The following is a 12,182-nucleotide window of genomic DNA, read 5'->3' as shown; positions in this document are numbered from 1 at the left end:
GTGATTAATTTAAAATGAAATCGGTCACGGAAATGAGATTAAGCGTGATTTGCCGGTTGGTCGTCCAGAATGTATAAATCCGGTAAATTGCGTCCCAAATCGTCATAGTCGAGGCCCCGTCCTACGACAAAGTCATTTTCCAGAGATAATGCGTAATAATCCACCGGGATTTTGCAAACCAGGGCTTTGGGTTTATAGAACATGGTCGCTACGACAATTTTTTTCGGATGGCGGGCAGCCAGCAGATCCAGCAAATAAGCCATCGAATTTCCCGAATCGATCATGTCTTCCAGGATAACGATTGTTCTGCCTTCGATGTTTTTATTGAAGCCGATTAATTCCCGGACTTTTCCTGTAGAGCAAGTGCCGGCATAAGAAGCTATTTTGATAAAACAGATTTCAGTTCCGGGAACAGTAATCTGTTTGATCAGGTCAGAAGTAAACATAAATGAGCCGTTGAGTACACTTAGAAATAACGGTTTTTCTCCTTCCAGATCCCGATTTAATTTTTGTGCAAGTTCTTGTATGGCCGAATCTATAACAGAAGCTTCAAGAAGCAATCTGAATTCTTTGTCGTGTAATTTTATTTTTTTCATTGTATATTACTGTTTATGACCCGGAGAATCTAACGATCTCTTTTTTGTTTACGTTACATTTTTATTTACTTTGCACAAAAGTACAATTTTGAATTTAATATATGATAAAATGACACCGAAAGTAAGTATTATTATGGGAAGTACTTCGGATTTGCCTGTCATGGAGAAGGCAGCGAAGGTATTGGATGATTTTTGTATTCCGTTTGAAATAAATGCCTTATCTGCACATCGGACTCCGGCAGAAGTGGAATCTTTTGCTACGAATGCGGCAGGCAGAGGTATCGAGGTCATTATCGCCGGAGCCGGAATGGCAGCACATCTGCCCGGGGTTATTGCTGCGATGACTCCGGTACCGGTTATTGGTGTGCCGATTAAAGCTTCAATGGAAGGTATGGATGCCTTGCTGGCTATTGTACAGATGCCTCCGGGGATACCTGTGGCAACGGTGGCTATCAATGGGGCAATGAATGCCGGAATACTGGCGACACAGATCTTAGCCGTAGGAGATATTGAGCTGAAGAAGAAAGTTGTGGCTTACAAGGAATCATTGAAAAAGAAAATTGTGGATGCGAATAAAGAATTGGCAGAAGTAAAATATACTTATAAGACCAACTGATTTTATTTATTTCCAAAAATAATTAAATAAACGTTACCGCTCATGTCCTTAAATTTTGTAAATTTGAGGATATGAGATGTTTGTTTGTGTTAATATTCTTAACGGCAGCAAATATCCAGGCACAGGTGCAGGACGCTGCTACGCCCTTTTCCGGAATGGCTGACGTCGACTGTGCTTCTTTTTCCCCGTGGTGTGTTTTTTCAAATCAAGCCGGAATCTCCCGGACAGACCGGATTGCAGTCGGCGTTTCCTATCGGCAGGTATTGGGATTACATGAACTCAGTATAAAGTCGCTGTTTGCCCTCTTACCTACCCGATGGGGAGTGCCGGCTATTACTTATTCACATTTCGGTTATGAAAAATACAATGAACAACTCATCGGACTGGCATACGGACGTCGTTTGGGACGTTTCCTGAATATAGGGGTAAAAATCGATTATTTATATTCATTTGTAGCTAAGCAGCCGCAGGTCCGCCAGGCTTTTTTTTTCGAGACAGGTATTCTGATTGCTTTACCTGAAAATATCTTATGTGGCTTACATGTTTATAATCCCGGGGATATCGCCCGGTTGACGGCTCCGGAACAATTGTATGTAGCGGAAGCCTATGCTATTGCGGTTTCCTGGCAACCGGACAGTATGTTTTTGTTGGCTATGCAATCGGACCGGATTGATGGGGTCTGGTATTTTTCGGTGGGGACTGCATTTACCTATAATAATTTACTGACTTTTCGTGGTGGACTGAAAAACAGATACAATAAGATTTATGCGGGAGTCGGTTGTTTGTTGGATTTTATGGAGCTGACTCTGGATTACAATACACATCCTCAGCGGGGGAATACGCTTGGTATCAGTTTATGCGGTAAGTTTTGAACAATGAAACGGTTGTTTTTTATCGGATTTATTTTGCTGGGTACAATCGGTTTATTGTATCCACAGGAACTTGCTGACATTGAAGAGTTGCTGGAATCGAATGATATCCGGCCTTCGGAAGAAGGCTATGAAGAGATGGTTTCTGGTTTACTTCAGTTGCAGGTTTCTCCGCTCGATATCAATACGGCTGATTTCGATTCATTGAAAATGTTGTTTTTTCTTTCCGACAATCAGATTGACAATATACTGGCATTTCGCAGAAAATACGGGGTCTTTCTCGCTTTGGAGGAATTGCTGTTGGTGGGCGGTATCGGGAAAAAGGATTTGACCAATATCCGGCCTTTTGTCCGGATAGGAGATGTATCCGTAAGGGATAGGGTAAGGGCTGTCAAAAAAACGATGTCCCATGAAATTGTCGCACAAAGTAAGCTTGCCTGGCCGTTTCAGGAAGGGTATAAAGTTTATTCGCCCCGGAATTTTAAAACAGAAGCACAATACCGGAAAAAACTGGATAGTCGTTTCAGGGGCATACCGTTGGGAACATTCGTAAAATATAAGATGAAAATAGGAAAACATTTACAGGGGGGAATTACGTTGGAGAATGATCCGGGGGAAGCCTATTTTACGCGTTATCAAAAGACCGGATTCGATTTCTTTTCTTTTCATTTATATGCTACTGCCGGCGGAAGAATTCGTACGCTGGCTTTGGGGGATTACCGGATACAGTGGGGACAGGGGCTTTTGGTCTGGAGTGGTTTTACATCGGGAAAATCGGCATTGGCATTGGGAAATGAGAAGTCGGCACGGGGGATTGCTCCGTATACTTCTACCGATGAGAATAATTACCTGCGGGGTATGGCCGTCGCTTTAAAGCCATGGCAAGATGTGACGGCAGAATTGTTTTTCTCTTATAAAAGGACAGACGGAACCATTTTAGAAATGGATAGTCTTACCGATGATGATGTACTTACTGCGGCATTGTATCGTTCCGGGTATCACCGGAATAAGAACGAATGTGAAAAAAAGAATGTATTGAAGGAATTGACGACAGGGGCTTCGGTACGTTGGAATACTCCTTTGTTGCGGTTTGGGGTGAATGCGCTGTATTATGATTTCAATCCGGAAATCGAAATCGGAGATAAAGTATATCGCCGGTATCATGATACCGGCAATCGCCGTTTTTTAGTCAGTGCCGATTATAAAACGGGATGGGGAAATATATATTTGTTCGGAGAGACGGCTTATGCAGCCCGGAGAGGTTGGGCTACGGTGAACGGATTGCGTTTCAGCGGTAGCAGTAAAGTGGCTTTATGTGCCTTATACCGCCGGTATGATAAGAAGTATGTATCGCATTATGCGGGCGGATTTGGCGAATATTCGAATACTTCGAATGAAGAAGGTGTATATCTGGGGGCGGATTTAACTCTTTTCCCTAATCTGAAGATCAATGCTTATTACGATTGGTTTCATTTTTTCAGTCCGCGTTACAATGCCTTTATGCCGGGATACGGGCAGGAGACATCGGTTGTTGTAAGCTATACCTGTTCCGCTTTCGGACATCTTTTTCGTTATAAGCGGGAAAAAAAGCCGGAGGATAGAAAAGGTGCGGTATTGGGATCGGTTCTTCGCCGGAAAGAAGAGTTCCGCTATCAGTTTACCTCCCGGATAAACCGGCAATGGGAACTCCGCTCCCGGTTTGATCTTTCTTTATATGAGAAAGGGGGGCGGAAGGAGAGTGGATATATGATTTATCAGGATGTGGTTTATACGGCAGCTTCTCCGAAATTCAAAGGGTATTTCCGGGTCGCTTATTTTGATACGGATTCTTATTATTCCAGGATATATACTTATGAGAATACGGTTTTGTACGGTTATTCTTTTCCTGCTTATTTCGACCGGGGGATACGTACTTATGTGAATTTAAACTGGAAACCTTTTTCTACGGTGACGCTTTATTTGAAGTCCGGTATGACTTATTACCCGGACCGGGAATATTTAGGTTCTTCGGTAACTAAGGTAGAAGACAATAAACTTTTTGATGTAATTGTGCAATTGCGTGTAAAATTGTAGACTCACGATTGAAGAACGAATCGAAATTGTAGGTCTGTAAATCTGAAATTGTTTGACAAACCGATTCGTTATCGGATTTATTTGATCTGAAATCTGCATTTATTTTTGATTTATCATTTATGACACCTCTTTTTGCAGGGGAGGATATGGGTATAATCGTAAATCTAAAATCAAAAATCTGAAATCTAAAATTTTAAACCTGGGTTATTTCTTTTTGAGAAGGCTCTGTATTTCTTCATCGGACAATTTTTTCACGTTTGTGATGATCATATTTTCGTGTAGAAAATTTCCGTATAGGTTGCATTCCTCGACAATGCCCGAAAATAATATTTTCAGGTCTGCATTCAGCGGTATGAGAACGGTAAATGTGGAGTAACCGGTTGAAAAATGAATCTGTTCCAGTTCCCCTTTTAAAGGAGATAAGGCTGCTTCTGTCTCGTTGCGGACGATTTTTTGCTGGAATTCCTCCAGGGAATTCTCTTTTTGCCGGTTTAAAAACACGCAAAAATAACGCAACAGGTTGCCTCGTCCACCCAATCCCGTAGAAATAAAAATTTCAGGATCTTCGAGAAGATTGGATTGGATAAGCATCCGTGACTGTTGAAGAGCTACCGTTGCCCAGGATTTTAGCGGAGTGTCCTGTTTCGAAAAATTTTCGATAGCCCGGTAAATGGAGATGTCGTCCAGTGTCGCCAGGACGGTGAGCATTTCTTTTTTTTGTTTCTCCGGTATATTTTCGTCGAATAATTGGTTGATGTTTTCTGTATACTTTTTACAGAGTTGCTTGAATTTCCGGGGCTTTTTGGTTATGGAATGAGCAAGGTTGAAGTATTCCCGTTGAATTTCGATGTCTATTTCCTCTTCCAGGACATTTAAATGAGCACCGTTTTTCGATAATAACTCATTTATTTCGTTCCATTGTTCTGTGTTCTTGTCCATTCTATCTGTTTATGCTACAAATTTAAAGCATTTCTGTGTGAATAAAAATAGTAGGAACGATTCCCGGAGGTTTTGTCCTTATTATTTCCATAAACAGTCCGGAGTATTGCATAAAAAAAGCTGCCCTCAGAGCAGCTCTTTTTATATCTTGAAAAGATTAAGCTTTGTGTCTGTGTTCGTCAGATACAGTTAACTTTTTTCTTCCTTTAGCTCTTCTTTTAGCTAATACAGCTCTACCGCTTGCAGTAGACATTCTTTCCCTGAAACCATGTTTGTTTCTTCTCTTTCTGTTAGATGGTTGAAATGTACGTTTCATTGCACTTATTTTTTGAATATTATTTTCAAACTTCGGACTGCAAAAGTATGGATTTTTTTGATTACTACAAAGAAATGCTATTTTTTTTAAGGGAGAAAAAGCAGGTGTTTTTATTTATTTTTTGAAACTTTTTTTTTCTTTTCACGTATAATGGGGTAATTGCGAGTCAAATGATAAATTATTTTGATTGATTAAATCAAGGAGGATAAAGCTATTATGAGGCAATTGAAGATCGTCAAACAGATTACCGAAAGAGAATCTTATTCCATCGACAAGTATTTACAGGAGATAGGTAAGATTCGTGCAATTTCGCCCGACGAAGAAGTGGTTTTAGCTAAGCAGATCAAGGCTGGTAACAGGCAAGCCCGGGAGAAGTTGGTGTTGAGTAATCTGCGCTTTGTTGTATCTGTTGCCAAGCAATATCAGAATCACGGTCTGACTTTGGGTGATTTAATCAACGAAGGGAATTTGGGATTGATGAAGGCGGCCGAATGTTTTGACGAAACAAAAGGATTCAAGTTTATTTCATATGCGGTATGGTGGATACGGCAGTCTATTTTACAAGCTATTGCAGAAAATTCCCGTCTGATTCGTTTGCCTCTCAATAAAATCAGTACCATTAATAAAGTAAACAGATATTATACTTTACTGGAACAGGAGTATCAGCGGGAGCCTACGGCGGAAGAAATTGCCGAAAAAATGGATATTTCCGCGGAAGATGTAAAAGAAAACATGAAGATTGCTGTCAAGCCGTTGTCTATGGATGCTCCGTTGACAACCGGAGAAGAAACGATTAATCTGTACGATATTTACATCGCCGGTGACAATGTGATGCCTGCGCCGGAAACCGCTTTGATTCAGGATTCTTTGAAAAAGGATATCGAACGTTCGTTGTCTATGCTGAATGAGCGTGAGGCAACGATTGTCAGTATGTATTACGGCTTAAACGGTAAGCCGGGTATGTCTTTGGAGGAAATCGGAGAAATACTGAAACTGACCAGTGAACGGGTACGTCAGGTGAAATCGAAGGCCTTGCGTAAGTTGAAAGAAAACGGAGGAATTCGCCGGTTGAAAACTTATCTTTAGTTATTTATTTTTAATTTGTTGTATTATTTGTTGCATAAATATTCCTAAAAGAGGTCGAAAGACCTCTTTTTTATTTGATATTGTATAAAATCGGATTATTTTTGCAAATGTATGTCGGATCGGTAGAAAATATATTGAAAGCCGGTGTGATGAAGAAATAACGGAGAAAAATTTGAGAAATTTCCGAATCCTGAAGGGTGCGGAAAGGTATTTATTATATAAACGAAAATTATGACACCTAACAATTTATTGCCTAAAAGTCGGATCGCTTTAAAGCGTGAAGATTTCCAGGCGGAAGTGAATGGGAAGGAAACCGACCTGTTCATTTTGAAGAATAAAAATGAAATGGAAATTGCTGTAACCAATTACGGAGGTTTTGTTGTTGCAGTAATGGCTCCGGATAAAAACGGCGATTATGCCGATGTTGTATTGGGGCACAGTAGTCTGCATGATTATCAGCATACACCGGAGCCATACCTGGGGTCTTTAGTAGGACGTTATGGTAACCGGATTGCCGGAGGAAAATTTACGCTGGAAGGGAAGGAATATACATTGGCAATAAACAACGGGCCGAATACGCTTCATGGTGGTTTAACAGGTTTTAATGCTGTCGTTTGGGACGCTGAACAACTGAATTCGCAAACGTTAAAGTTGAATTATTTGTCGGTAGATGGTGAAGAAGGTTTTCCGGGCAATTTATCTGTAGAGGTGATTTATCACTTGAGCAATGATAATGCCTTGGAGATTTCTTACCAGGCAATGACCGACAAGACAACGATCATCAACCTGACTCAGCATTCATTCTTTAATCTGGCCGGAAATGCCAAGCCTACACCTACGATTTGTAATCATATTCTGACGATTAATGCAGACCATTATACCCCGATGGATAACGTTTCCGTTCCGACGGGACAGATTGCCCCCGTGGCCGGGACCCCGATGGATTTCCGGACTCCGCATGTTGTCGGAGAGCGTATCGATGACAAATTCGAGCAGTTGGTTTTCGGGAAGGGATATGACCATTGTTATGTGTTGAACAAAAAAGAGACAGGTGAGCTTTCTTTTGCCGCTAAAGTTACAGAACCCGAGAGCGGACGTACCCTGGAAGTATATACGACAGAACCGGGGGTTCAGTTGTATACGGGCAACTGGCTGGGCGGATTTGAGGGCAAGTATGGTGCGACTTATCCGGAACGGAGTGCTATTTGCCTGGAAACGCAACATTTCCCGGATAGTCCTAATAAACCTCATTTCCCCTCAGTGGTATTGCATCCCGGGGAGGTTTATACACAAAAATGTATCTATAAATTCGGTATAGAAAAATAATTCCAGAATAATCATTACACTAAATATTTTAAATTATGACACAAGAGAAAAAAAACTACACTTTGCCTATTATAATGATGATCATGCTTTTCGGTATGATTTCATTTGTAACCGGTTTACAAAATCCGATGGGCATCATCGTCAAAAGCCAGTTCGGTGCTTCTAACCTGATGGCTACATTGGGTTATGCGGCCAATTTTATCGCTTATGCTTTTATGGGTATTCCTGCAGGTTTCCTGTTGCAGAGAATCGGATATAAAAAGACGGCTTTAGCGGCTATTATCGTCGGTTTTGTCGGGGTTGGGATTCAGTATTTTTCAGGTATCGCTGAAAGTTTTGCTATTTATTTGATCGGTGCATTTGTTGCCGGTTTTTCCATGTGTATGTTGAACACGGTCGTAAATCCGATGTTGAATACCCTGGGAGGCGGCGGAAATAAAGGAAATCAGTTGATACAGATCGGTGGTTCCTTTAACTCATTGAATGCAACTATTGTTCCCGTATTGGTAGGTTATCTGATCGGTAGCAATGTGAGTACGGCCACAATTCAGGATGCAAATCCGGCATTATTTCTGGCGCTTGGTATTTTTGCGCTGGCATTTATCGTGCTTTTCTTTGTGAATATTCCCGAACCGCGCCAAACTGTCAGTGAAAAAACGGCTGAAAAGAATGAACACAGTGCTTTGTCATTCCGGCATTTTAAATTGGGAGCGATTGCTATTTTCCTGTATGTAGGTATAGAAGTCGGTATCCAGATGTTTATCAATCCGTTTATGACCGGTAGTGCTACCGAAGGCGGACTTGGTATCGATACGACGACAGCGGGTTCGGTAGTCGGTACCTATTGGTTTTTAATGCTTGTCGGACGTTTGGTAGGCGCTTCTATCGGAGCGAAAGTATCCAGCAAGGCGATGCTTGTTTTTGTTTCCGCTTTGGGTATTATTTTGACATTGGCGGCTATGTTTACTCCGATCTCCAGTACGATTAAAATGCCTGTTTTCCAGTCTGATATTTCTTTCGGAATGGCAGAAATTCCGGTTAGTATCATGCTCCTTGTGTTGTGCGGTTTGTGTACTTCCGTTATGTGGGGTGGTATCTTTAACCTGGCTGTGGAAGGTTTGGGTAAATATACGGAAGCTGCTTCCGGTATTTTCATGGTGATGGTTTGCGGTGGCGGATTATTGCCTTTACTGCAAGGTGTTGTTGCCGACGTTTCTTCATACCTGGCCAGTTATTGGGTTATTTTCGGAGCGTTGGTATACCTTTTGTATTATGCGATTGCCGGTTCGAAAAATGTCAACAAGAACATACCGGTTGAGTAATGGATTATGAACAATAAAGATAAAAGTAGTATGGATACTAATATAGTAAGAACGAAATTCAAAGAAAAATTCGGAACAGAAGGTATGTTGTATTTTTCTCCGGGACGTGTGAATCTGATCGGGGAACATACCGATTATAACGGAGGATGTGTGCTCCCGGGAGCAATCGATAAAGGAATTCTGGCAGAGATCAAGCCGAACGGAACCGATAAGGTAAGAGCTTATTCTGTGGATTTGGATGATTATACCGAATTCGGCCTTCGTGAGGAAGATAAGCCGAAAGCTTCGTGGGCATGTTATATTTTCGGCGTGTGCCGGGAGATGCAGAAAAGGGGAGGAAAAATCGAAGGTTTCGATACTGTTTTTGCAGGAGATGTACCTCTGGGAGCCGGTCTTTCTTCATCGGCAGCTTTGGAGAGTACCTATGGATTTGCTTTGAATGAAATCTATAATTGCGGTTTTGACAAGAAAACGTTGGTATTGGTCGGCCAAAAAACAGAACATAACTACTGCGGGGTGAATTGCGGTATTATGGACCAGTTCGCTTCTATCTTCGGTAAGGAGGGGAATCTGATCCGTTTGGATTGCAGTACGATGGAATATGAATATGTTCCGTTTAATCCGAAAGGATATAAAGTAGTACTGGTGGATTCTGTCACCAAGCACGAGTTGGTGGATTCTCCTTACAACAAACGCCGGCAATCATGCGAACGGGCTGCTGCTGCCATTGCGGTAAACCATCCGGAAGTTAAATTGCTGGGAGATGCCAACATGGAAATGCTGGAAGAAGTAAAAGGTAAAATCAGCGAAGAAGATTATATGCGGGCAACTTATGCCATTCAGGAGAATCAGCGTTTGATTGACACTTGCGAGGCTTTGAAAAAAGGAGATTACGAGACCGTGGGTAAGAATGTATATGCAACCCATTACGGTATGAGTAAATTGTATGAAGTGAGTACGGTGGAACTGGATTTCCTCAACGATGTGGCTAAAGAATGCGGGGTAACCGGTTCCCGTATTATGGGAGGTGGATTCGGTGGTTGTACCATCAATTTAGTACCGGAAGACAAATACGATCACTTTATCGAGACCGCAATTGCTAAATTTAAGGCGGAATTTGGTAAAGAGCCGAAAATATATCCGGTAAAAATCAGTGACGGAGCCCGTCGTTTAAGCTGATCCGGCTCTATATAAAAGAAATGCGGGAGGGAATACCTCCTGCATTTTTTTTATTGCTTTTTCTCTTCTATTTTCAGTTCTTTGTTTACGCTTTTTCTCTTTTTTCTTAAACTAAATTCCTATATTTGCGAACATTTAATGAGATTTTACAACTTTTTACCTAAAATATGTAAGTGAAATAGGGGGTGAATGTTGGAACTTGAAACTCGTAGATGTATATTGCGTAAATGCAGAGATTTATAATATCTTATATATTAATTTTATAAAATATAACCTTATGGGAAAGTACGAATTAAATAAAAACCTCGCACAAATGTTGAAAGGCGGAGTTATTATGGATGTGACAAACGCAGAGCAGGCTAAGGTAGCTGAGGCTGCAGGTGCCTGTGCTGTAATGGCGCTCGAACGGGTTCCGGCTGATATCCGTCGTGACGGCGGTGTGGCCCGTATGTCGGATCCACAGATGATAAAAGAAATTCAGAAGGCAGTTTCTATTCCGGTAATGGCCAAAGTACGTATCGGACATTTTGTAGAAGCTCAGATATTGGAAGCGATAGGGATCGATTTTATAGACGAGAGTGAGGTGCTGACTCCGGCAGATGAGTTGTATCATGTAGATAAGACCGCTTTTAAAGTACCTTTCGTTTGCGGTGCCCGGAATCTGGGAGAGGCATTACGCCGTATTGGAGAAGGTGCTGCTATGATCCGTACCAAGGGAGAAGCCGGAACGGGAAATGTTGTGGAAGCTGTTACCCATATGCGTCAGATTGCAGATGATATGCGTCGGGTAAAAAATGCACCTGCTGAAGAACTGATGAGTTTGGCTAAAGAATTCGGAGCTCCTTTCGAACTTGTAAAATATGTGCATGAAAACGGTAAGTTGCCGGTTGTGAATTTTGCTGCCGGTGGTATTGCAACTCCTGCTGATGCTGCCTTGATGATGCAGTTGGGTTCTGAAGGTGTTTTTGTGGGATCCGGTATTTTTAAATCAGGCGATCCGGCAAAACGGGCCAGAGCTATCGTACAAGCTGTTACTTATTTCAACGATCCGGCTAAGTTGGCTGAATTGTCCGAAAACTTAGGAGAACCGATGTCCGGACTTGAAATTAAAACATTAGAAAACAAGTACGCAGAAAGAGGTTGGTAATAAGGATGTCCCAAAAATCAGTTTCAGCGGTGAAATCATAGTGATAAGCTTTATTTTACTGGAAAGACTGATTCTTGGGACATTTTGTGTAAATACCTGGCTTAATGAATAATCGAATGAAAAAGATTGGAATTTTGGGCTTTCAAGGGGCTTTTGTCGAACATGAGTTGCATATTGAACGATTGGGACATGAGGCTGTGGATGTCAGATATCCCGGGCAATTGGAGGAGTTGGATGGTATTATTTTGCCCGGAGGAGAGAGTACTACGATCGGTAAATTGCTGATAAGGACCGGTATGATGGAACCCTTGCGGCAGAAGATCGAAAACGGTTTGCCGGTATGGGGAACTTGTGCCGGAATGATATTGCTGGCAAAGGAACTGGAAGACGATCCGATGAAACATTTGGCTGTAATGAATATCAAGGTAAGGAGAAATGCATACGGGACTCAAATTGATAGTTTCGATACGGATATTTTAATTCCGGCAGTCAATTCCGAGCCGATTCCTTTGGTTTTTATCCGGGCTCCCTATGTGACCAAAGTCGGGGCCGGAGTAGATGTCCTGTGTGAAATTCAAGGGCATGTAGTAGCTGCCCGGGAAAAAAATATGCTCGCCACGTCTTTTCATCCGGAATTGACGAATGATTCTTCTTTTCATCGTTATTTTATCGATATGTGTAACGAATAACCGGATACTCCGTATAAAATCTAA

At 41.7% G+C, this 12,182-nt stretch carries 12 protein-coding genes; 9 read left to right on the top strand and 3 right to left on the bottom strand.

What is annotated here, in order from left to right:
• Window positions 1-38: 38 nt before the first annotated feature.
• Complete coding sequence (locus tag BN8908_RS11220; protein ID WP_021988201.1) at window positions 39-596, bottom strand: phosphoribosyltransferase; 558 nt, start codon at window positions 594-596, stop codon at window positions 39-41.
• Window positions 597-705: 109 nt separating this feature from the next.
• Here BN8908_RS11220 and purE point away from each other — a divergent pair, with 109 nt between their 5' ends.
• The 3 genes from purE (at window position 706) to BN8908_RS11205 (ending at window position 4,154) form a co-directional block, all read left to right on the top strand.
• Window positions 706-1,212 (top strand): 5-(carboxyamino)imidazole ribonucleotide mutase, encoded by a 507-nt coding sequence (gene purE, locus BN8908_RS11215; protein ID WP_021988202.1) that lies wholly within the window; start codon window positions 706-708, stop codon window positions 1,210-1,212.
• 71 nt (window positions 1,213-1,283) lie between these two features.
• Complete coding sequence (locus BN8908_RS11210) at window positions 1,284-2,084, top strand: hypothetical protein (protein ID WP_021988203.1); 801 nt, start codon at window positions 1,284-1,286, stop codon at window positions 2,082-2,084.
• Window positions 2,085-2,087: 3 nt separating this feature from the next.
• Window positions 2,088-4,154: a helix-hairpin-helix domain-containing protein gene (locus tag BN8908_RS11205; protein WP_068690643.1), complete on the top strand. Its 2,067-nt coding sequence runs from the start codon at window positions 2,088-2,090 to the stop codon at window positions 4,152-4,154.
• Between the two features lie 204 nt (window positions 4,155-4,358).
• Here the strand turns inward: BN8908_RS11205 and BN8908_RS11200 are convergent, their stop codons facing one another.
• Both BN8908_RS11200 and rpmH read right to left on the bottom strand, forming a co-directional pair.
• On the bottom strand, window positions 4,359-5,093 hold the full coding sequence (locus BN8908_RS11200) for a hypothetical protein (RefSeq protein WP_068690642.1): 735 nt from the start codon (window positions 5,091-5,093) through the stop codon (window positions 4,359-4,361).
• Window positions 5,094-5,250: 157 nt separating this feature from the next.
• Window positions 5,251-5,409, bottom strand: a complete 159-nt coding sequence (gene rpmH, locus BN8908_RS18245; protein ID WP_074042463.1) for a 50S ribosomal protein L34 — start codon at window positions 5,407-5,409, stop codon at window positions 5,251-5,253.
• Window positions 5,410-5,625: 216 nt separating this feature from the next.
• Between rpmH and BN8908_RS11195 the strand changes: the two genes are divergently transcribed.
• The 6 genes from BN8908_RS11195 (at window position 5,626) to pdxT (ending at window position 12,158) form a co-directional block, all read left to right on the top strand.
• A complete protein-coding gene (locus tag BN8908_RS11195) occupies window positions 5,626-6,495 on the top strand; it encodes a sigma-70 family RNA polymerase sigma factor (RefSeq protein WP_021988206.1) in 870 nt (289 codons plus the stop codon).
• A gap of 231 nt (window positions 6,496-6,726) precedes the next feature.
• Complete coding sequence (locus tag BN8908_RS11190; RefSeq protein ID WP_068690641.1) at window positions 6,727-7,821, top strand: aldose epimerase family protein; 1,095 nt, start codon at window positions 6,727-6,729, stop codon at window positions 7,819-7,821.
• A 35-nt stretch (window positions 7,822-7,856) separates the two neighbouring features.
• Window positions 7,857-9,143 carry an MFS transporter gene (locus BN8908_RS11185; protein ID WP_021988208.1) on the top strand — a complete coding sequence of 429 codons (1,287 nt, stop codon included), beginning with the start codon at window positions 7,857-7,859 and terminating at the stop codon, window positions 9,141-9,143.
• A gap of 30 nt (window positions 9,144-9,173) precedes the next feature.
• Window positions 9,174-10,322, top strand: a complete 1,149-nt coding sequence (gene galK / locus BN8908_RS11180; RefSeq protein WP_068690640.1) for a galactokinase — start codon at window positions 9,174-9,176, stop codon at window positions 10,320-10,322.
• A 277-nt stretch (window positions 10,323-10,599) separates the two neighbouring features.
• A complete protein-coding gene (gene pdxS / locus BN8908_RS11175; RefSeq protein WP_021988210.1) occupies window positions 10,600-11,469 on the top strand; it encodes a pyridoxal 5'-phosphate synthase lyase subunit PdxS in 870 nt (289 codons plus the stop codon).
• Window positions 11,470-11,585: 116 nt separating this feature from the next.
• Window positions 11,586-12,158 carry a pyridoxal 5'-phosphate synthase glutaminase subunit PdxT gene (gene pdxT, locus BN8908_RS11170; protein WP_068690639.1) on the top strand — a complete coding sequence of 191 codons (573 nt, stop codon included), beginning with the start codon at window positions 11,586-11,588 and terminating at the stop codon, window positions 12,156-12,158.
• Window positions 12,159-12,182 lie beyond the last annotated feature (24 nt).

The organism is Culturomica massiliensis (genome assembly GCF_900091655.1).
GTDB classification, from domain to species: domain Bacteria; phylum Bacteroidota; class Bacteroidia; order Bacteroidales; family Marinifilaceae; genus Culturomica; species Culturomica massiliensis.
This window is presented reverse-complemented; position numbering and strand designations above follow the sequence as displayed.